The sequence below is a fragment of the Corynebacterium heidelbergense genome (assembly GCF_028609845.1).
GTDB lineage: Bacteria > Actinomycetota > Actinomycetes > Mycobacteriales > Mycobacteriaceae > Corynebacterium > Corynebacterium heidelbergense.
In genome coordinates this window covers 577,091-599,163 of the sequence record NZ_CP063191.1, presented here as the reverse complement: position 1 = coordinate 599,163, position 22,073 = coordinate 577,091, and the positions used below count along the sequence as shown (strand labels likewise).

13 protein-coding genes and 1 other RNA gene are annotated in these 22,073 nt (G+C 63.6%); 5 read left to right on the top strand and 9 right to left on the bottom strand.

What is annotated here, in order from left to right:
* Positions 1-140 precede the first annotated feature (140 nt).
* Together CHEID_RS02610 and pgm are read right to left on the bottom strand one after the other, a co-directional pair.
* On the bottom strand, positions 141-1,007 hold the full coding sequence (locus CHEID_RS02610; RefSeq protein WP_238599302.1) for a DsbA family protein: 867 nt from the start codon (positions 1,005-1,007) through the stop codon (positions 141-143).
* A 161-nt stretch (positions 1,008-1,168) separates the two neighbouring features.
* Positions 1,169-2,839 (bottom strand): phosphoglucomutase (alpha-D-glucose-1,6-bisphosphate-dependent), encoded by a 1,671-nt coding sequence (gene pgm, locus CHEID_RS02605; protein WP_112769377.1) that lies wholly within the window; start codon positions 2,837-2,839, stop codon positions 1,169-1,171.
* Between the two features lie 221 nt (positions 2,840-3,060).
* Here pgm and CHEID_RS02600 point away from each other — a divergent pair, with 221 nt between their 5' ends.
* The gene (locus CHEID_RS02600; protein WP_112769378.1) at positions 3,061-4,509 is read left to right on the top strand and encodes an alanine/glycine:cation symporter family protein; all 1,449 of its coding nucleotides are present in this window, start codon (positions 3,061-3,063) and stop codon (positions 4,507-4,509) included.
* Positions 4,510-4,619: 110 nt separating this feature from the next.
* Positions 4,620-5,390 (top strand): SDR family oxidoreductase, encoded by a 771-nt coding sequence (locus tag CHEID_RS02595; protein WP_112769379.1) that lies wholly within the window; start codon positions 4,620-4,622, stop codon positions 5,388-5,390.
* 166 nt (positions 5,391-5,556) lie between these two features.
* Here CHEID_RS02595 and CHEID_RS02590 read toward each other — a convergent pair whose 3' ends face one another.
* The gene (locus tag CHEID_RS02590) at positions 5,557-6,660 is read right to left on the bottom strand and encodes an esterase/lipase family protein (protein WP_146743850.1); all 1,104 of its coding nucleotides are present in this window, start codon (positions 6,658-6,660) and stop codon (positions 5,557-5,559) included.
* 744 nt (positions 6,661-7,404) lie between these two features.
* Between CHEID_RS02590 and CHEID_RS02585 the strand changes: the two genes are divergently transcribed.
* Positions 7,405-8,778, top strand: a complete 1,374-nt coding sequence (locus CHEID_RS02585; RefSeq protein WP_238599303.1) for a metallophosphoesterase — start codon at positions 7,405-7,407, stop codon at positions 8,776-8,778.
* A gap of 116 nt (positions 8,779-8,894) precedes the next feature.
* Here CHEID_RS02585 and ssrA read toward each other — a convergent pair.
* The 5 genes from ssrA to ftsE all read right to left on the bottom strand — a co-directional run bounded on the left by ssrA (position 8,895) and on the right by ftsE (position 12,696).
* Positions 8,895-9,276, bottom strand: a transfer-messenger RNA (tmRNA) gene (gene ssrA / locus CHEID_RS02580).
* Positions 9,277-9,321: 45 nt separating this feature from the next.
* Positions 9,322-10,431 carry a hypothetical protein gene (locus tag CHEID_RS02575; protein ID WP_112769381.1) on the bottom strand — a complete coding sequence of 370 codons (1,110 nt, stop codon included), beginning with the start codon at positions 10,429-10,431 and terminating at the stop codon, positions 9,322-9,324.
* A 47-nt stretch (positions 10,432-10,478) separates the two neighbouring features.
* On the bottom strand, positions 10,479-11,045 hold the full coding sequence (gene smpB / locus CHEID_RS02570; RefSeq protein WP_112769382.1) for an SsrA-binding protein SmpB: 567 nt from the start codon (positions 11,043-11,045) through the stop codon (positions 10,479-10,481).
* 39 nt (positions 11,046-11,084) lie between these two features.
* Positions 11,085-11,987 (bottom strand): permease-like cell division protein FtsX, encoded by a 903-nt coding sequence (gene ftsX / locus CHEID_RS02565; RefSeq protein ID WP_273661228.1) that lies wholly within the window; start codon positions 11,985-11,987, stop codon positions 11,085-11,087.
* Between the two features lie 19 nt (positions 11,988-12,006).
* A complete protein-coding gene (ftsE, locus tag CHEID_RS02560; protein ID WP_112769384.1) occupies positions 12,007-12,696 on the bottom strand; it encodes a cell division ATP-binding protein FtsE in 690 nt (229 codons plus the stop codon).
* 420 nt (positions 12,697-13,116) lie between these two features.
* Here ftsE and CHEID_RS02555 point away from each other — a divergent pair, with 420 nt between their 5' ends.
* Positions 13,117-15,132, top strand: coding sequence for an AbgT family transporter (locus tag CHEID_RS02555; protein WP_438825430.1), 2,016 nt, complete (start codon positions 13,117-13,119; stop codon positions 15,130-15,132).
* 13 nt (positions 15,133-15,145) lie between these two features.
* Here CHEID_RS02555 and CHEID_RS02550 read toward each other — a convergent pair whose 3' ends face one another.
* Positions 15,146-16,429 carry a type IV toxin-antitoxin system AbiEi family antitoxin domain-containing protein gene (locus tag CHEID_RS02550; RefSeq protein ID WP_112769385.1) on the bottom strand — a complete coding sequence of 428 codons (1,284 nt, stop codon included), beginning with the start codon at positions 16,427-16,429 and terminating at the stop codon, positions 15,146-15,148.
* Positions 16,430-18,140: 1,711 nt separating this feature from the next.
* Between CHEID_RS02550 and CHEID_RS02545 the strand changes: the two genes are divergently transcribed.
* A complete protein-coding gene (locus CHEID_RS02545; protein ID WP_273661227.1) occupies positions 18,141-21,857 on the top strand; it encodes a bifunctional proline dehydrogenase/L-glutamate gamma-semialdehyde dehydrogenase in 3,717 nt (1,238 codons plus the stop codon).
* Positions 21,858-22,073: the final 216 nt, after the last annotated feature.

Here is a 22,073-nt window from a genome sequence, read left to right as displayed (position 1 = left end):
CTCACGGCGGTTGTTCCCGGCACCGTTCGGGGCGGTTGTTCCCGGCACCGTTCGGGGCGGTCTCACCGTAGTCTCAATCGTCCAACCGGCCAGTCCCGCACCGGGGCCGTCTCGGCGCCGCCCCCGGTCAACCTGTGGCCCTACTTCACCACGTCCGAGACCCAGGACTTCGGCTTTCCATCAGGCCCAGCCTTGATCTGGTACTGCTTGCCGTCCACGAACACAACCGGGGAGGAAACCGTCTGGATCCGCTTCGTCAGCTCGTCACCGTTGGCTTTGCCCACTTCCTCGCCGAGCTTCTCCGCCTCACCGTTCTTGATGCTGTCCACGACGGACCCGTCCAGGTCATACGCCGAGGCGGCCTTGCCCAGCTCCTCGTTGCCCCACTGGTTTACAACCGTGGCCTGCTCTTCCATCAGGTAGTCGTGGTAGTTCCAGAAAGCCTTTGCGTTCCCGGTATTCGCCACTGCCATCGCAGCTCCGGCCTCCCGGGTGGAGGAAGCTGGCCCCTTGCGGTCCAGGAAGTTTAGGAAGTTGTATCGGACCTTGAGGCGGCCATCGTTGAGGGCCTGGCGCACATCGCCCTGGTCAGCTTCGTTCAGTTCGGCGCAGTGGGGGCAGCTGAAATCCTCGAAAATCTCGACCGTCGGGGCACCGTCTTTGAGATTTGGGGACGCCAATTCCACAGCGTTGCCGTCCACCTTCGCCGTGAAGTTCACGTCCTGTTGCGGCATCTTGCCTTCGATGCTGTCCTTCTGCGATCCCTGCCATGCTAAGAGGGCCACGACCATAGCAGCAATCGCGACAATGGCCAGAACAGCCCAAATGAAGCCGCGACCGCCGGACTTCTTCGGGGACTTGATCTTCTTACTGGTCCGGACGTCCTTGACACCACCGGCGCGTTGCCCCTTGACCTCGTGCACCTTGCCACTGGCGGTATCTTTCGCCGTCTCGGCCTTGGCCTGGGCGGCCTTCTTGGCCGATTCGGCCTTGTTCTCTTCGCTCACTTGCGGTTCCTTCCACGTTGGGCAGAGTTCGCCCCGCCTCTATCACCTTCGAGCTGCCCACCGCAGTGGCTCCATCCGTCTACGCGAGACCGGCAGGACCCACCGCACGGCAGATCAGCGGTGGATGTGGGCGGGTGCTCACGGCTTAAACACTAGCCGCCTTAGCCCTCCAGAACGCCAGAGACCACGGCCTGTGCCTCTTCCAGCACCCGCTTGAGGTGCTCGTCTCCCCCGAAGCTTTCGGCGTAGATCTTGTATTTGTCCTCGGTGCCGGAGGGGCGTGCGGCGAACCAGGCGTTCTTCGTCGTGACCTTCAGCCCGCCGATGGCCGCGCCGTTGCCAGGCGCCTCCGTGAGGATCGCGGTGATCTCCTCGCCAGCCAGTTCGCTGGCCGTCACGTCGGAGGCCGCTAGCTTCTTTAGGCGCTCCTTTTGCTCGCGATTGGCGGGGGCGTCGATACGAGAATAGGCGGGTGAGCCGTACTTATCGGCCAGTTCGGCATAACGCTGGGAAGGGGTTTGCCCCGTCACGGCCAGGATCTCGGAGGCCAACAGGTCCGCGATGATCCCGTCCTTGTCCGTGGACCACACCGACCCATCTCGGCGCAGGAAGGAAGCACCAGCGGACTCTTCCCCTCCGAAGCCAATGCTGCCATCCACCAGCCCGGAGACGAACCACTTGAAGCCCACGGGCACTTCCCGCAACTCCCGGCCGAGCCCGGCGACGACCCGGTCGATCATGAAGGAGCTCACCAGCGTCTTGCCCACGGCAGCGGCCTGCGGCCAGCCCTCGCGGTGGGAAAAGAGGTAATCGACCGCGACCGCCAGGTAGTGGTTGGGGTTCATCAGTCCCGCGTCGGGGGTGACGATGCCGTGACGATCGGAATCGGCGTCGTTACCCGTGGCGATATCGAACCGCGGCCGACCGCTGCCCTGCCCCTCCCCCGCCACAGCGGAGACCAAAGACGCCATCGCAGACGGCGAGGAGCAATCCATCCGGATCTTGCCGTCGCTATCCAAGGTCATGAACCCGAAGGCCGGATCGGTCTTGGGGTTGACCACCGTGAGATCCAGCCCGTGGACCTCGCCGATCCGCCCCCAGTACTCCACGCTGGCGCCACCCATCGGGTCCGCGCCGATCTTCACCCCGGCGCGCTTGATGGCCTCCAGGTCGATAACCTCCGGCAAGGCGTCCACGTAGTGGCCGAGGAAGTCGTACTTCTCCACCGCACCCAGGTCGGCGGTTCGCCGCACCCCGGTTAGGCCCTTATCCAGGTACTCGTTCGCGCGATCGGCGATCCAGTTGGTGGCATCCGCGTCGGCCGGCCCACCGGTGGGCGGGTTGTACTTGAACCCACCGTCGCGCGGGGGGTTGTGGGAGGGCGTGATGACGATGCCATCGGCCCGGCCGGTGTCCGTTCCGGTGGGGCCCCCGGGCAGGTTCTTGTTGTAGTCCAGGATCGCCACGCTGATGGCGGGGGTGGGGACAAAACCGCCATCGGCGTCTGCGAGCACCTGAACGCCGTTGGCGACCAGCACCTCCAGCGCCGTCTGCTCCGCCGGCTCCGACAGCGCGTGGGGGTCACGGCCGATGAACAGGGGCCCGGTGATGCCGTTGTCCGACCGGTAATCCACGATGGCCTGGGTGGTGGCGGCGATGTGGTCCTCGTTGAAGGCGCCGTCGAAAGAGCTGCCCCGGTGCCCGGAGGTACCGAAGGTCACGCGCTGGCCGGGATCGGACAGGTCTGGCTTAACCTCCCGGTATGCGGCGAGCAGCGCGGGGATGTCGGTGAGGTCGTCGGCGGTTGCTGGTTGTCCTGCGCGGGGATGCATGGTGTGTTGTCCTTGAAGTCGCGTTCGTGCGTCGGGTGGGGTTGTCTTGCGTTCGTGCGTGTGGTTCGTCAGTGTGCGGTCCGGGTTTTCTTTTGAGGACGCCACCAGCAACCGCGCGGGTGCCGCGGCGCCCCGTTTCACGTTCCAGGGTGCCTCAACTTCGCGGGCTTGGCAGAGGAACTACCCCTGACGGGGGTTTTGACCCGCTAACCTCGACAGGCATGGATGACGCCTCCTTTAGTACCCGCCTGCAAGATGGCCTTAGCGCTGTGGATTCGTTTGTGTGGGGACCGTGGTTCCTCATCCCCCTCCTGCTGGGCACCGGCCTGGTGCTCACGATCCGCTTGCGGGGGGTGCAGTTTCGCAAGCTTGGGGTCGCGCTGCGCCACGGTCTTATCGACCGCGAGGACGCCGGCGGGCACGGGGACATCTCGCAGTACCAAGCGCTGACAACGGCGCTGGCGGCGACGGTGGGGGTTGGCAACATCGTGGGCGTGGCCACGGCCATCTCCGTCGGGGGGCCCGGCGCGCTGTTTTGGATGTGGATCACGGGCCTCGTGGGAATGGCGTCCAAATATTCCGAAGCCTTCCTGGGCGTACGTTTCCGCACCGCGGACGCCAACGGCAACGTCTCCGGCGGCCCCCAACGCTATCTGCAGCTCGGTATCCCCGGCAGGCTGGGAACATTCCTGGCGTGGTTCTTCGCAATCGCGGCGATCATCGCGTCCTTCGGCATCGGCAACCTGACGCAGGCGAATGCCGTCGCTGCGGGAATGCGGGACACATTCGACGTTCCACCCATGGTCACCGGTGTGGTGTTGTTCGTTTTCACCGGGGCTGTCTTGCTGGGCGGTATCCAGGCCATCGGCAAGGTCACCAGCGCCTTCGTGCCGTTGATGATCGGAATTTACCTTGTCGGCGGGTTCATCGTTCTGGCGCTGAATATCGGGGAGATCCCGCACGCCGTCGGGCTCATTTTCAGCGACGCCTTCACCGGCAGCGCAGCCACCGGTGGCTTCTTAGGATCGGGGATTCTGCTGGCTCTGCAATACGGCGTGGCCCGCGGCATCTTCTCGAACGAATCCGGCATGGGGTCGGCGGCAGTGGCGGCAGCCGCGGCGAAGACCACCCACCCGGTGCGCCAAGGGCTCGTCTCGATGACGCAGACCTTCATCGACACCATCGTGGTGGTGACGATGACAGGCCTGGTGATCGTCACCACCAACAGTTGGGACCTGGGGGAAGAGAACGCGGCCTCCATGACCGCCTCCGCCTTCTCCAAGGGGCTCGGCACCGAGTGGGGCGGGACTATCGTGTCCGTCTCCGTCGTGTTCTTCGCCGCATCCACCATCCTGGGCTGGTCCTACTACGGGGAGCGCAACGCCGAACGGGTTTTCGGCGCGTGGGCCTCACTGCCCTACCGCATGCTGTTTACCTGCATCGTTGTGGTGGGCGCGACCACCGAGTTGGAGCTGGCATGGACCTTCGCAGACCTAGCCAATGGGCTCATGGCACTACCCAACCTCATCGGGCTGCTGATCCTCAGCGGGCTGGTGGCGCGGGAGACTCGGGCCTACCTCAACTTCGACCCGACTCTCCGCGCCCGGCCGGAAGATGTGGATCGCTTCCTGCTAGACAGCAAGTCACCCTGGCGCTCCAAGATAGGGTGAGCGGTGGAATGGTGAACGGTCATCTACCACGGCGCGACGGACACAAAAAAACCTTCGAGAAATGGGAAGTTTTTCGTACAAACGGAGATCTGAGCTGTAGCCTCTTTCCTATGAGTAAATCGATCTTTGTTTCCGGCGGTGCTGCGGGACTGGGCCGCGAAGTGGCCATCAAATTCCATAAGGCCGGCTGGACGGTAGGTGCCTACGACATCGACCAGGCCGGGTTGGCTGACCTGCAAAAGCGTTACCCGGACATTCACGTGGGTCCTCTTGACGTTACGAACTCCGACGAGTGGGAACGCGCTCTGGAGGACTTCACCTCCAAGACTGGCGGTCGGCTAGACGTTCTGGACAACAACGCCGGCATCATCGCGGATGGAGATATCACCGCTCAATCTCCCGGACAGATTGCGGCGCAGGTCAACGTCAACTGCACCGGCCTGACTTTGGGAGCTCGCGCGGCCCACAAGTATCTGAAGAACACCCCGGGTTCACACCTCGTCAACATGTGCTCCGCCTCGGCGATCTACGGTCAACCGCACATTGCCGTCTACTCCGCCTCGAAGTTCTACGTCTACGGTATGACTCAAGCCCTCGACCTGGAATGGCGCAAGGATGACATCCGCGTTGTCGCCCTGATGCCCCTGTGGGCGAAGACGAAACTGGCCGACGTGGATGCGGCCTCCACCAAGCGGCTTGGGGTGAACATCACCCCGGAGCAGGTTGCCGACAAGGTTTGGGAATCCGTTCACCCCGACGGGGTTCGTTCTAAGCTACGCTGTTTCTACTCGGTTTCCACCATGGATCTAGTGATGCGTTACGCCGCACGGTTGGCGCCGGCACCAGCGACGCGATTGGTGAACCGGCTTATTGCTGGTTAGGCCAAAAAGAGGGGGAAAGTCCTATTATGCGGACCAAAGGGGCCCGCACTACGGATGCATAGGGGGCACCGGAAGCCATCTGCGCGAAGCCGCTTGGGAGGGCCAGGAGCAGCGCATCAACTGAAAATGTTGGGGCGCTAGGCTCCTGGCGTCCACGATGACATGGCTAGGGCGACGGAGGAGAGGCCTCCGCGTATGGACGCAAAGCCGGTTCCCCCGGTACCTTGGGCCCAAACAGAGCGACCTGAACGCTGTGGCCCACCGCTGACAATCCATCAAAAGGGAAGGTCAAGAGGTTTACCCCGGGCATTAATCGAAGACACTCGGAGGGTGCCATACCGGGTGCCTCGTTAGGGCCATCGTTATCCAAGGCCTGCTTAGCGAGGACATATGCCGCGTTACTTACAATGATCAGGAAATGATCGATGGGCTCCGCGGTGCAGTAATCCTGCACCACGAGGTTCGAGACATTCGGCCCCGACGGAAGGAAACCGTTCGTGTACGGGACGACTAGCTCGTCAAAAGTGCTGTTGATCGTCGTGTAATCGATCTCGGGGAAGGTCATCGCGTCCTCATTGAGGGCGTGGATGAAGTTTGCGTCTCGCCCCTGTTGGGCAGTGCCTGCCCCGCATCCGAGGGTTGCGCATGCCGGATAAAAGCCTGCGGTACCCTTATTCGTCGGCGCGATACCCACGAGATCGTCGATCATTCCTCGGGTGTCGGGCCACCATTTCGTTGACCAACGGCCAATCATTCCGCCCTGGCTGTGCCCAACGATGTCAATCCTCCTACCCGCCCGCTTATGCATCTCTCGAATGGCATAGGTGACATATTCAGCTGAGATCTGAATATCCTCTACCCCGGACTTGGGCAGCTCCACGGTGCACCACGGCCGCTTTTCCATCTCCAGGGACGGCAACCACGACCAGGAAAAAGTAGCGTCTACCGTTGAAAGCGTGCCGTGGATAAGCAATAGGGGGTCTGGTCCCTTAGACAGGTCCCCATTGCACTTCATCGTCTTTGCCAGCTCCTGTTCCGGCACCGTCAGCGCGGGGCCCGTTCCACTCTGGGGCGCTGAGGCAACGTTCGGGCGGGCCGGCGGGGGCGGTGCGAAGAGGGAGGATCCTTGGGCACTGCCATCTGCCGTGGACGCGGTAGTAGACGGTAGGGCACCGGAAGCGTTGGGGGCGGCGGGAGCGGAGGAATCGGCGGGGCCCGCTACGGCCGATGGCCCCTGACTCAGAGCGCCGGCCCACAGGACGACAGACACTGCCAATGATAGGAGACGATGAGTCATGTTCAGCCCTTCGATCGCGATATGTCGATGATGTTTTTCTGCTCTGTGGTCTGGCTGTGAAACCGTGTCGGCACCGCTAAGGACTGTAAACCACCGCTAAAACGGGCCGAACAAAATCGCGAGAGCCGGGGATAAATCGGCCAGCTTATGATCTGATCTAAAGGCCACAAGCCAAAGTTACACGGAGAACGCAGTCTAGCCAACGAATGCAGGCTAGTAACACGACCAGCTCACCGGGTTGTCCTACAGTTCATCGCGGGTAGACGATTCGTCACCGGCCGTTGGTGCTAGCCTCAGCTCGAATTCATCGTCGGGCCATAGCGTGAGCCTATGCACAGACGGGAAATGGATCGGCGCGGGTTCCTAAGGATCGGGACGGCGGCCCTCGGGTTGCTCGCGGGCAGCACTGCACTTCCGAAGTCCCTTCGAAGTCGACATCAGGTTGCAGCCCAAGAGGCGCCCGCCGCTACGCCTCTCCCCTGGACCGGAAGCCCCTCGCCATCCCTCGCCACTCCAGGGGCTGTAGAACCCGGGAGTTTTCAACTCCCCGTTTCACCGGCGCCCACGTTGCCATTAGAGAACCTTGGCTTTAGCGCGTCCGGTTTAGGAGCGCCTGGGGCCGGCACTTTTGGCTCGAGTGGGCCAACGTCGGGCGCGCCGAGTTTGAACGGCCCAAACCCTGGCGAACTAGGGGACGGTGTTGGCAGCCCTGCTGTTATGAGCTCCGCCAGCGGAATCGTCGTGGGCAACGAGGGGCGGAATGCTCACGGGCGGTTCCTGGCGTCCGACCTCCAGATCTGCACCGTGACCGAGGATTCGGCGACCGTGAGCTGGGTGACATGGGACGCGGATATTAGCCCGGGGGAGACACCGGTGGGGATGGAGACGGCCGGTCGGCTTGAAATATGGCCAACCAATACACGTGGCGAAATGAGGACGGTGGATAGTCCAGCGGACAGCGCCTTTCACGTGCTAACGACTGGGGGGCTTAAGCCAGACACGGACTACAGCTTTAGAGCAACATCGCATGGCACGCCTGCTACCTACAGCCCGGCGACCGTTTTGGCCCAATACGGGGCGCAGGGGATTGTCCACCCGGAAGAGGGTTATCGTTTTCGGACGCTCGCCAAACTGAGCGGCACCTATCTAGGCACAATTGTGGTGGCGAATGATCTTCACCTCGGGGAAACTGCGGATGGGAACATCATCGCGGGGTTTCCGCCCGCCGCAGTTTCGGCGCCAGGCGCCGAACCCTATCCCACTGTCATGACCGAATCCGTTATCGACGCGGCTACCCGGGCAGGAGCAAGTCATCTGTTTGTTAATGGTGACGTCACCTCCGAGAACCGCCCGGCTGAGGTGGAGCTTGCCGAGCGCCTGTTCAAGGCGTTTCCGGGAGCACTGCGCACCACCCGGGGCAACCACGACAGACCGCATAGATTCTCGTCCGGCGCAGAGTACGCCGCTGCACCACCACTAGCTGGAAAAGATTCGCCGGGTGAATATTCCGATGCCTTCGGAAGCGCTTTCGAGCCCCGACAGAAGATGTGGGTTGAGCACATACCCTACGGGGATCTGAGAGTAATCGGTATCGATTCCACACACATGGATGCCGCAGGCGGAACAATCGAGCCCCAGCAGTTCACCGACATCGAAAAGGAACTAGCTTCCCGCCCTAATCAGCCGACCATCATTCTGTTGCATCACCCGATGACCAGAGACGCGGCGTGGAGCCACGTCGGCGGCCCCGCGTTCATCCTCAACGACGCAGACATGCTGCGACTACAACGCCTCATCGCAGAAGCTCCCGGAGTTCGCCTCGTTTGTAGCGGACATACACACCGCGCCCGTAGAGACACGCCAGACCTGCCCACCCGGGCGACGTACCTAGAAACCCCCTCCGCCAAGAATTGGCCAACCGGAGCCACACACCTGCGGATACACACCGACGGGATCTACGTGAATTTCCGTCATGCCATGGGCGACGCCGCATTCGAATGGGCCCGCCGGACGCGGTGGACCTACTTTGGGCTGGCCCCGTTGCTCGGCCTCGGGCCGGTGGAGGCCCGCAACCTTGTGGTGCGGTGGTAGGACGAATGCAAGACCAGATCTCGAACGCTGACCATTTGAAGCCCACACCACTACCCGAAAGTCTCACGGAGGGCGGAAGCTAGTGAAACCCTCGGTAACACAACCGGGGGTGTTGAGAGTGGAGCCGCCGGGAATTGAACCCGGGTCCTTCGCGACCTTGCCAGGGCTTCTCCGTGCGCAGTCCGTCTTAGTGTCCCTGCTCGGCCCTCCGGATCTCACGAACTAGTCCGGACGACGGGCCCAGCCACCCTAAGGTGTCCCACACGGCCCGGGCGGCGGGGCCGTGCAGCAAGTCCCCTGAGTCGATGCCGGTAACTAGGTCGGGAACGAACCTAGGCCGACAGACACGCGCTCGCTGGATTAGGCAGCGAGGGCGTAGTCGCGCTGAGAGGTCTCGGCGCTTAATGGTTTGCAGCGACGCTTAAAATCGGTGGTCCTCTGCCTGCACCGGCACGCTTCCCCTGGCTCAATGCACGAAGTCGAAACCTAGTCGACCCCTTGAAACACCCTGTACCCGAAGCGTTGGGCACAGGAGAAATTAATCTACTCCGGGTGCCGCCGTTTGGCAAAGCCCCTCGTCCCCAGGCTGCGCATATCCGCTGCGAGCCTTTCCAACTCCTCCTGCCGGGTGCGCCCCGTTGGGGATAGCTCCCGTTGCTCGCCGCCCACGGCAGTCTCACCGTCATCCCGCTCGCTCGGTGGCTGGCCTGCGCCGCTCCCCTCCTGCCACTCCTGCTTGACCCGTTGCGATCGTTTGTGCCTGCGCACCGCCCCTATCCCGATGAAAATTCCGAGCACTATCGGCATCCAAATACGCTGGTGCTCCATCGTCCACACCACCCAATCCGGCAGCTCGATATGAGGGAAGGGAATATGGGGCCAATTGATGTGCGGCAGGTGGATATCCGGCCAATCGATGTGAGGCCAATTGATGTGAGGCCAGTTGATGTGCGGCCAGGGGATGTCGAAATCCGGTAGGAACGAGAGCACCCAGTCGATCAAACGACCCACCAGCGGCCCCAGCACCAGAACCACTACGGCCCAGCCGCCCTTGCCCATCCCGGCGAGGATCGGGAAAAGCCACCGCTTGAAGGGGCTGGCCGCCATTTCCTCCTGCCGCCATTGCGCCCGCGATCCCGCTGGTGCGTCGAAAACCACGACCTCTTTGCCGTGCCGCAACGTGACTTCCCGCACCCATTCCCGGGTGAGGGACACCTCGATATCGAGACGCGGCGAACCACCCCCGGCCCCAAAGCCGCTGAATTTCCCCGGCTCCGGGCCCTTTTGGCTCTTGCCCACGCCCACTGATCGATCGGCAATGTCCTCCCAGCGCGCGAGCACCCGACCGTCCCGCCGCACGATGATATGGCGCGGTTCCTGGCGGTCCGATCCGGGATTCCGATCTTTGTTGTTTGTGGACGTCACCTCCCCAGCCGCCGACTTCACACTCCCCTTGTGTGGCAACTTTCGCGCCACTAGTCCGACAGGGTTAGCAGCGGCGTTGAGGATCACATCGGCTTTACCGGGCTGTTTTTTTGCTACATCTGCGGGAAAACCCTCGTCTTCAGCACGCAACTGAGCTGCTGTCCCGACCAGGACCTCTAACTTGCCCAGCTTGGGATGCTGCAAAACCCAGCGTTCGATTTCACTCACAATCACACCTCACGGGCCCCGAGGATACCGAAACTCAGGCCCGCTATTTAGGCGTGGATCCCCTTGATCTTGCGGCCCAGCTCGCGGGTGATTTCCCGCTCCTCCGTCCGGCGCTTGATGTCCTGGCGCTTATCGTAATCCTGCTTACCCCGCGCAAGAGCCAACTCCACCTTTAGCCGACCGCCGACGAAATAGAGCTGCAGCGGAATGAGCGTCGAGTTCCCATCCCTCACCTTCCCCATCAGCCAGTCAATCTCCCGGCGATGCATCAGCAGCTTACGAGTGCGCTGCGGCGAGTGATTGGTCCAGTGCCCCATCGAGTACTCCGGGATGTACAGCCCGCGCAGCCACACCTCCCCCTCGTCGATCGTGGCATACGCGTCCACCAAGCTCGCCTTGCCCTCCCGCATCGCCTTGACCTCGGTTCCGACAAGGGCGATGCCCGCCTCCATCGTCTCCACGATGCTGTAATCGTGCCGGGCTTTGCGGTTGGTGGCTACGACAAGGGGGCCGACGGACTTACGTCCACCGGCCTGGCCGCGCCCGGAACTGCCCTTAGCGGCACTTTTCTTGGAGGATCCGACGGGATTCACCGGCGTACTTTTCTTAGCCATAACGGCTTGACAGCTTACCAGTCCCCTGGTGGGTAAACCCTAATTCCTTACGTACCAGCGCAGGGTCACCTGTGCGGTAACTGCGGCGACCACCACACCCACCAGAGCCAAGATGGGGGCTGCGAGCCAAATGTCGGCGTTGGTTATGCGCGCGATGAGGTTGGCGTCGTAAAGAGATTTGAGGGCTCGATCGACAACCAGAACCTTCCCGGCAAAGATCCCCGCCACGGCAACAACAGAACCGATGAGCGCGCCGATGATCGCCTCCAGGACGAAGGGCATCTGCGTGTACCACCTGGTCGCCCCGACCATGCGCATGATGCTAATTTCGTTGCGTCGAGAATACGCGGCGATTTGCACCATATTCATGATGAGGAAGATGGCCGCTACCGCCTGGACTGCGGCGACTAAGAAGGCGGCGTTGCGAATAGCATTGAGATTGTCCGTCGCTGCTTGTAGATCCTTGCCTTGGTCCACAACCGCCAGCACGCCCGGCTTGTCTCGCACCGCATCGATCGGCCCGGTCTTCGTGGGATCGGTCAAACGCACATGTAATGCGGCAGGTAGCGCATCTGGGGACGTCTGCTCCACCAAGCGCGGATCCGAATCCTTGAACAGTTCCACGAACCGCTCGTAGGACTGCTCCTTATTGCGGAAAGTGACGTTTTTGACTCCATCGTCGCCCTCCAGTTGCTTAAGCAGGGCCGAACACTCCTGGGAAGAACAATCCTTATCCGAGTTGGAGATTTCGTCATCGAGCTGGACCATCACCTCCACCCGATCGATGTAGATGTCCTTTGTCCGCTCCGTCATGTTGGTGAGCAGAAATCCCGTGGCCAGGAGGGCCAACGAAATGGACGTGGTGATGATCATCGCAATGGTCATCGTGGCATTGCGATTCAGGCCGGTGAAGGCCTCGCGGAAAACAAAATTTGAACGCATATATAAACCCCTGTTTTCCCTATCGCCCCACGCCGTACACGCCGCGCGCATCATCCCGGACAAGTTTGCCGTTGTGCAGCTCGATAACCCGCTTACGCATGGAATCCACGGCAACATCGTCGTGGGTGGACATCACAACCGTCGTCCCGTTGGAGTTGATGCGATTGAGCAAGAACATAATCTCACTAGACGTATCGGGATCCAGGTTACCCGTGGGCTCGTCGGCGAGGAACACCAACGGGCGGTTGACTGAGGCACGGGCGATAGCCACGCGCTGCTGCTCGCCACCGGACAGTTCGTGGGGATAGCGGTTCTCCTTGCCTTCCAGGCCAACCGTCTTGAGGGCCTCCGGGACCATCCGCTTGATATCCGTCCGGCTTTTGCCGATGACCTCCAGCGCGAAGGCCACATTGTCGAAGACGGATTTTTTCTGCAGCAGACGGAAATCCTGAAAAACGTAGCCAATGCGCTGGCGCAGCTTGGGTACGTCCCGCCCCTTCATGGCCCCCAGATCCTTCCCGGCGACAGTGAGGGTACCCGAATCCGGGCTTACCTGGCGGGTGATGAGCTGCAGAAAGGTCGATTTACCCGAGCCGGAGGGGCCGATGAGGAAGACAAACTCGCCCTTGTCGATATCGACCGAAATGTCCTTCAGCGCGGGCCGGGTTGAGGTCCGGTAGCTCTTGGAGACGTTCTGGAAGGTGATCACGGGTGCCCACCTTAGCGGAGACGGTGTTACAGAAGAAACAGTTGTGGCAGGTGTTGCTGCTGTTGCCCATCGGGCCACCGGGGGCGCGGGTGGTGCGGCGCGCGGGTTTGCCTGGCGGATCGTGAGGGGACCGAGGGGAAGGTGGCGCCGGATTCCGGTGAGGGTGGCGTCCACAATGAAAGAACCCAACATCACTATCCACCTACCTCTCGACCCTCCCGGGCCCCAGACGCCTGCCCCTTGCCCACCGAATGCACGCTCCTACCAACCATCGGGGGTGCCCACCACACTGCGCCCGGGGCCGATGTCCCGAGCCTTTTGTAAGGTAAATGGATCGCGACAGGAGCGAGCCGGCGCCACTTCCCCTGCTGCGGAACCCCCGCACAGGAGGTGCCGAAAGCCTACAGCCGAGGACAGCCCATGACTAAGGACTCCGAAGCAACACCCCACACCACTCCAGCCGACTACGTAAACCGCAGGGACCTCGCGGGCGATACCAAAGAGCAGTCGGGCGATCACACAACCCCCGCCGACCACGCCACCCGCAGCAACCTCCAAAAAGCACAAGGCGGGCGAGGCTCCTCCCGTGCGGGCAAACGGGAGGATAGAGCCAAGCGGGAGGACACGGGCAAGCGCAAAGGGACGGACAAGCGCGAAGGCACGGACAACCGCAGGGACGAGAAGGCTAAGTCCGGCGGTGGGTTCCTTGGCGCGGTGGAACGGATTGGCAACAAACTGCCGGACCCCTTCTGGCTCTTCGTCATTATCGGGGGCATCGTCCTCATCTCCAGTTGGGCGGGTTCGAAGCTGGGGCTGACCGCCACGGATCCCAACAAAAACGAGACGATCCACATCACTAACCTGCTGTCCGGGGAGAGTCTGAGCCGCATCGTCTCTGAGGCGGTGACGAACTACACCTCCTTCCCGCCGCTGGGCCTCATCATCGTGGTCATGCTCGGCGTGGCTGTGGCGGAACACTCCGGCCTGATCAGCGCGGCGATTCGCAGCGTGGTGAGCCGGGTCGGGCCGAAGACGCTGACGTTCGTAGTCGCCCTCGCCGGGGTGACGGGATCCATCGCCTCCGACGCGGTCTTCGTGATCCTCGTGCCGTTGGGTGCCATGGCGTTCCGGGCGGTGGGTCGCTCCCCGATCGTCGGGGCGATGGTAGCGTTCGCGGCCTCCTCCGCAGGGTTCAACGCGTCTTTGGTGCTGAACATCACGGACGTTTTGCTCGCCGGGATTTCCTCGTCTGCGGCGCAGATCGTGGACCCGAAGTACGTGGTCTCGCCGCTGGCGAACTACTTCTTCGTCATTGGGTCTTCCTTTGTTCTCGCGCTCATCGTCACCGCCGTGGCGGAGCTGTACGTCGATAGGAAGGCGCGCGAGCTGGTCGACCACGATGAGGTGGATTACGACGCCGTCGACTTCGGCGGGGATGCCTTTGGTGGCGGCTCCGATCCTATTGAGGACGCCACCAACACGAGCGCCGCCGCAAGTGGCGCCGGGGCGGAGAAGTCGGCGCCGGCCGGGGCATCTGAGGGGGCGCGCGGCGCGGGTGGCCCAGGCGACCACCACGCCGACACCACCGCGAAAGTTGAGGGAGCGCGGGGCGAGGGTGGCGTCGATAACGAAGAAAACGCCGAGGGCGACGGACCGAACCTGACCATCTCACGGCGCGAGAAGCGGGCCCTGAAACTCACCGGGTTGGCGGCCATCGTCATGACGGCGATTTACTTTGCGCTGCTTTTCGTCGGTGGATCCCCGCTGCAGGGGCCCGGCGGAAACGTTCTGAAGAGCCCCCTGATTCAAGACGTGGGTGTGCCGATCGCGGCGTCCTTTTTCCTGCTGGGCGTGATCTACGGGCTACTGTCCGGGTCCATCCGCGAATGGGGCGACATTCCGGATTTCATGATCCGCGGCATCCGGACGCTACTGCCGATGATGGTGCTGTTCTTCGCGGTCTCCCAGTTCCTCGCGTGGTTCACCTGGTCCAACCTGGGGTCTTGGACCGCGATCAACGGCGCCAAGCTGCTGGAGCAGGCGCATCTGCCGCCGCTGCTGATGTTCGCCCTGTTCGTCTTGATGGTGGCGGTAATCAACTTGTTCATCACCTCCGGTTCCGCACAGTGGGCGCTGATGGCTCCGGTCGTAGTGCCGATGTTCATGTACGTCAATGTCTCGCCGGAGGTGACGCAAATGCTGTTCCGGATGGGGGATTCGCCATCAAACATCATCACGCCCATGAGCCCGTACTTCGCGCTGGCATTGACGTTCCTGCAGCGGTACTACAAGCGGGCCGGGATCGGGACGCTAATGAGCCTGACGCTCCCGTTTGCCGTGGCGATGCTCGTCGGGTGGTTCCTCTTCTTCGCCGTGTGGTACCTCCTGGGGCTGCCGCTCGGGCCGGGGACGCCGATGACATACCCCGCCGGGTAGCGGCTCGAGGGGGTTAAAGCGTCGTGGTCAGCGCACAGTGCCATCGCCACGGACCCTGATCGGTCACGAGCGTTAGGGGTGTCGGCTGCGCTGCCCCGGAACGCGATCCCCCTGATTGCGATGCGCCCGAAAGCGACGCGCCCGTCTGCAAAGCCCCCATCCGACGGCGGGCAAGCGTATCCACGATCTCGTCCACCACTTCGCGCAGGTGGTAGTCGACGGTATCCGTGGTGTACCTCAATACCGTCAAACCCCGCCGCTGCAGGTAGTTCGCCTTGCACCTATCCAGAAGGAACGTCCGCTCGCGGGCATTGAGTTCCGCGCGGGCGAGGTCCAGGTGAACGGGACTCCCCATCGCGCCCTGTTCCCCTCCCCGCCTCGGGCCGCGCGAGGTGGAACCCGGCACGATCGGTCCAGCGGGCGCGGGGTTAGTGGCGTCCGGAATGAATGGACCGCCAGCCGGGCTCGGCGTTTCCCAGCCCTCCAGGGACGGGATTGTGAAGCGGCCGGCGTCGCCGTGGAAGCGGAAGCTGTCGATTTCGACGGCGAGGTCCTCGCCCACCATGATGTCCACGATCCAGTCGGCGACCCGCGCGTTGAGGACGAGGGGTGGAACCGCCGGGCCGAGGTTGCGCGCCGCAGTGGGGCTCGCGTGACGTGTGCGCGCTGGGGTTGCGCGTCGTGTGTTCGTGGCACCTGGCCTTCGTGTGCCCGTGTCCACTTCCGCGAGTTCGCGGAAACGCTCCAGCAGCGCGAGGTATAGGCGTCGTTCATGATGACTCGCAGCACCGATCGGCAGCTCCTGCAACAGCGACCGCAACCACGACGGCACCGCGCGAGGTAGCGCGGCAAGGTCCTCCGCCAACACCTGGCGCCCCCTCGTGCCGGCGTATCCCCTGGTCAGCAGCTCGCGCATCCACGGCAGCGCAGCGGGGAAATCCGCCACCGCCTCCACGGGGGTGACGACCCGGACGCCGTTGACGACTCTATGCCGCCGCACCCGCGACTCCCGCAGGGTCAACGTCGCAGAATCGCGGTACCGATGCCCGCGCGGAATCCGGGCTGTCAGCCGCTCTGGGCACGGGCGCACGCCGTAGAGGAACAGGGCCGTCTCCCCCGTGAAAACCAGTCCACGACGCCGCATCTGCGCCGCCCGGAGGCGGACATGGGCGCTGACGGGCGTGTCGCTGTAGCTGCCGCGCTCGACCCGATACAACTTCCCCGACGCCAGCAACGCCCGCAAACGCCCACTACTCACCCCGCGTCGCCGCAGCTCAGCGGCCCGGTAGATGGTCATTCGCCCTCCTTTCTTGTTCTGGGGCTTAGCGTTGTTGGCGGGGCAGGGGTTTGGTCTGGGTGGGTTGCTGTTTGGGTGCGGAGTTGTCTCGGTGCGTCGTCGTCTCGATGCGTTGGGTGGGTTCCTGTCTGAGGCGTTGTCGCCTGGATGCGTTGGGGGCGGTGTTGTGGTCACTGTAATCCCCTTTAGGACGCCACCACCCTCGCGTTTCCACAGCTCACCCGAATGTTCCGCCCTTATCCACACCCATGGCACGGGGACTTGCGGGCTTCGATGCTGCCCCAACTTTGGCGGGCCCCCACCCTGCCATTACATGCCACCTGTGGGCCCCACCCACGGCGTTACAAGTGACGTGCGGGCCCCAGCCACAGCGCTGCGTGCCACTTGCGAACCCCACCTGGCCATTGCATGCCACTTGCGGGCCCCCACCTCGCCAGTCCCCACAATTCGTGACCTCATCTACCCCGTAGTTACCATCCGCCACTAGAACCCCATGTCAACTCCCTTGAGGGGCAAAACCCCGGACACTTCACAACCCACCACCAGGCAAAACCGCGAGGAAACACCCATCAACCGTCCGGGAAAACGCCCCCTGAGGCTCGCTACCGGAAGAGCGAAACGGGCCATTGCGCTGCAGAACTCCTCTGTCTTGCGTAAACTCGCCCGTCACAGACCTCAACGGTTGGGGATGCCTATGACTCTTTTGCACAGGACGAGCAGCGCTGACTCAAGGGCTCGACTGCGGCCGGACGGGGACCGCCCACCCGTGTGAGAAGCGGGCCCTGGCTCTGACTTCGGGGCACCCCTTGCCTGGAAAGCGCGGGCGTTTCTGCTGGAACGGCAAGTCAGGCGAAGGTGCACGGCTTCTAGCGGCATCTGTCTGGAGCTGGCTTAACAAGCAATTGGGTGAACATTCGCCCTTGCGCACTGCTGACGTACGCATTGCGCTCTCGCTCCAAACTGGCGGCACCACACGACGGCTATCTGCGGCGGCCCCCTTTTCTTGGTTGAGGCAGCTCCTTCCCTCGCCGACAACTGCCCTGTAGCCCAGTTGCTGCGACTTTGTCTCAGGCCCGCAGCCGAGCCGGCCTCGCGTCCCCAGTTGCTGTAACTCCGTCGCATGCCCACCGCCAAGCACACCTCGCGCATCCGAGTTACTTCCGCCCCATTGCTCTAACACGCTGTTGTGCATCCCTGGAGCAGCCCTCTCAAACCCTCATCCCCCGGAGAACGTTAGGCAGTCCGGAGAACGCTCGACAGTAGGGACAAAGTGAGGTCACGAGGCGCAGACAAGCAACCTGGGACGGACACTCAGCGCCTCGACGAGAGCGAGACGGCGCGCCGCGAGCCCAGCAAAACCCCCAAGAAACCCGCCCGGCACCGGCTGCATCGCCAGAAAAGGGGCAAAACCCCGGACACTATCAGACCTGATACCGGTAATATCCCAGCAATCTTGGCCCGAGCCGTCCGGGGAAACGCCCCCAAAGGCGATACTGTCCAACCCCTGTCCGACTAGTCGACCCACCTAGACCCAAGCATCACAGACCCGAGCACAGGCGCACACCGACCCGGAAGCAGACACACACCAGACCGCGCACGAACAAACCCCAGCCCGACTCCGACCTCACTGAAAGCGACGACCAGACCCGAGCAACTCCTCCCCCCCCACTCGCTACAGGCCACAGCCCCCACGACTACGACAGGAGACATCATGCGACCAACCACTAACGGCAGCACTAACTCCTCCCCGCGCAACACCACCAACACCCCCGACCAGCAAGACACCGCCACCAACACCACCCCCTGCCCGCGAACCACCGACACCAACCCCGACCCGCGCAACACCACCAAGCAGCGCACCACCGCCACCAGCGCCCACACCCCGCCCCCAAACAGCGGCGACGTCGAGGCCGCCGTGGACCGCGCCATCAACCGCGCGGAAAAGTGGCTCGAGGTCAAGGAAACCTCCAAATCCACGAACCAGCTCGCGGACATGGTCCACGACCCTCACGGCGTCGAATTCACCTTCGCCTTCGTCGACCGCGTCGCCCGCCCCGAGGACAACAAAGTCGCCGCCGCGGAATTCGCCAAAATCGCGCACCCCACCCGCCGCCGCGAGCCCGTGCCCGGCTTCATGGGCCTCATCGCCTCCGTTCTCGTCACCGCCGGCGCCGTCGCAGCACCGTTGCTGCCAAACGTCGTCATGCCCATTGCTCGCCAGTACCTGCGAAACACGGTCAGCCACCTAGTTCTGGACGCCAATAGCCAAGCGCTCGATGACCTCCTCGACAGCGCAAAAGCCGACGGGATCCAGTTGAACCTCAACCTCCTCGGCGAGGCCGTGCTCGGCGAGAAGGAGGCCCAGCGCCGACTGGACGAAACCATCCGCCTGCTGCAAAACCCCCGGGTCGACTACGTCTCCGTGAAGGCGAGCTCCGTCGTCTCGCAGCTCAACCACTGGGACGTGGAGGGCTCCACCGAGCGACTCAAGCAACGGCTCCGGCCGCTCTACCGTCAGGCGCTCTCCCGCACCCCGCACCCATTCATCAACTTGGACATGGAGGAGTACCGCGACCTGGAGCTCACCCTCAAGCTGTTCACCGAGCTCCTCGCGGAAGAGGAGTTCCTGCCCCTCCAGGTCGGCATCGTGCTGCAGGCCTACCTTCCCGATACCTTCGACGCGCTCGAGCGGCTCTCCGACTTCGCCGACCGGCGACGAGCCGCCGGCGGAGCGCCCATCAAGGTACGCCTCGTGAAAGGCGCGAACCTGTCGATGGAGCGCGTGGACAGCGAAGTCCACGACTGGCCCCAGGCCCCGTACCTCACGAAAGCGGAGGTGGACGCCAACTACGTCCGCCTCATCGACTGGGTCCTGCAACCCGAACGCGCCGACACCCTGCGCGTCGGCGTGGCCTCGCACAACCTGTATCACGTGGCACTCGCGCACGAGCTCGCCGTCGAGCGCGGCGTGGAACGCCAGCTAGATATTGAGATGCTGCAGGGCATGGCCCCCGCCCAGGCGAAAGCGGTGCGCGAGGTCGTCGGCAACCTCATCCTGTACACCCCCGTGGTCAAGAAGGAGGACTTCGATGTCGCCGTCAGCTACCTCGTGCGGCGCCTAGAGGAAAACGGCGCAAAACAGAATTTCCTCTATGCACTGTTCGCGCCCGACGGGGCTGAGGACCCCGCCGGGGAGACCGCAGACCAGGCGTCCGGCTCCTGGCGTCCAGAAGGAAAAACAACCCCCACCACCAACCGCCGCAACCACAACACCGCGGCCACCCGCCTCGGCGGCATGTCCCCGATGGAAGCCCAAGAACTGCGCTTCCGGCATTCCGTGCGGGACCGCTGGACCACCTTCGCGGGCCCCCGGCGCACGCAAAACCGCCTCGAGGAGGAAGCGCAGCAACTCGGCACACGCTCCGGCGGCACACCCGGCAACTTCGTCAACGAACCGGACACCGACCCCTCCCTGCCCGCCAACCGCGCCTGGGCCCAAGGCCTCGTATCCCCCGAAGCCAACCCCGGCCCCGCGACATCGCCGCTGATCACCGACCCCGCCGCAGTCGACAACGCCGTCGATCGCTGCATCCGCGCCGCCGCCGCATGGTCCCGCAAAACCGGCCACGAACGCGCCGACATCCTCGACCGGGCGGCAGACGCCCTCGCCAACAACCGCGGCCGCCTCATCTCCGCAGCCGTATTCGAAGCGGGCAAAACCGTCGCCGAAACGGACCCCGAAGTCTCCGAAGCCATCGACTTCGCGCGCTACTACGCCGAATCCGCCCGCGAGCTCGACCGCGTGCGGGGCTCCGTGTTCACCCCCTACCGCGCGGTCGTCGTCACCCCGCCCTGGAACTTCCCCATCGCGATCCCCATCGGCGGATGCCTCGCCGCCGGGGCCTGCGTGCTACTCAAACCCGCGCCGCAGGTGCTCCGGATCGCCGAGGTGTTCGTGGACGTGCTGCGCAGCGCCGGCATCACCGAGGACATGCTGCAGCTGGTCAACACCGACGAGGCGGATGCCGGGAAACGCCTGGTCTCGCATGACAACGTTGACTCCGTGATCCTCACCGGTGCCTCCGAAACGGCACGGTTGTTCCGCAGTTGGAAACCCCGCATGGCCATCAACGCGGAAACCTCCGGGAAAAACGCCATCATCGTCACACCCGCCGCGGACCCCGACCTGGCCGTCGCGGACGTCTACCGCTCCGCCTTCGGCCATGCCGGGCAGAAATGCTCCGCCGCGTCGCTGATCATCACGGTCGGATCCATGGGAACCTCCCAGCGCTTCATTGGGCAGCTAGTGGATGCCGTCAAGTCCATCAAAGTCGGCCCCGGTCACGACCTATCCACGTGGATGAATGGCGTGATCGAAGCCCCCGGGGAGAAACTGCTGCGCGGGCTGACGAAGCTGGAAAAGGGCGAGAAATGGCTGGTCGAGCCGCGTCGGCTGAACGAGGAGGGCACGTTGTGGAGCCCCGGGCTGCGCGACGGCGTGAAGCCCGGCAGCTGGTTCCACACGCACGAATGCTTCGGGCCCGTGGCCGGGATCATGCACGCCGAGACGCTGGAGCAGGCGATCGAGTGGCAGAACTCCACCGGCTACGGGCTCACTGGCGGGATCCACACCATCGACCGCGACGAGACCGCGCTGTGGCGCGAGAAAGTGGAGGTCGGGAACGCTTACGTGGAGCGGGGCATCACCGGGGCGATCGTGCAGCGGCAATCCTTCGGCGGGTGGAAGAACTCGGCCATCGGCGGCGGGGCGAAGGCCGGCGGGCCGAACTACGTTGCCCAGCAGGGGGTGTGGACGGAAGGTGATGTCAGCGAGCTAACGCCCGGGACGCTGCCCACCCACATCACGCAACTGCTACGGGAGATTCGCGGGCTGGGGTCCCCGAAACTGACGGAGGAGGACCACGTGTGGCTGCGACGGGCGGCGGAATCCGACGCGCACGCCTGGTCCACGGAGTTTGGGGTGGAGCACGATAAGACGGCGCTGGTGGTGGAGTCCAACGTGTTCCGGTACAAGCCGCTGCTGGAGCCGTTGCGCGTGCGGGTGAATGCGGGGGCGCGGCCGCGGGATTTGCTGCGTCTGTACCTGGCGAGCGCGGCGACCGGGACGGAGCTGGACGTTTCCGCGACGCAGGAGGTCGCGCTGGAGTGGGGGGAGCTGGGCAAGCGGATGCGGGTCAGCAACGACATGGAGTTCGCCGCGGAGGTCTCTACCGCCCAGTCGGCGCGAGTGCGGGCGTTGGGGGCGAGCCCGGAGGCGTTCTACGAGGCAGCGGCGCAGTCCGGGTCGGTGATTTTGGACCGCGATGTGCTGCCGGATGGGCGCCGCGAGTTGCTGCCGTTGCTGCTGGAGCAGGCGATTTCGACGACCGAGCATCGGTTCGGTTACATCCATGGCTTGACGCCGTAGATTTTCGGACGCCAGGGGCCTGGCGCCCGCAGTAGGGGTCTCGCGTTTCCGGACGCCAGGAGCCTAGCGCCCGCGGCAGGGGGGGGCGCTGCTTCGACTATGACCCCCTTCCCCGCCCCCCCCTTCGCCCGCCCGCCACTTCGCCATTACCGTCACTTCCACCACTCTCGCCACTTCCACCCCACGCTCCCACAGCTAGGGGCAAAACCCCGGACA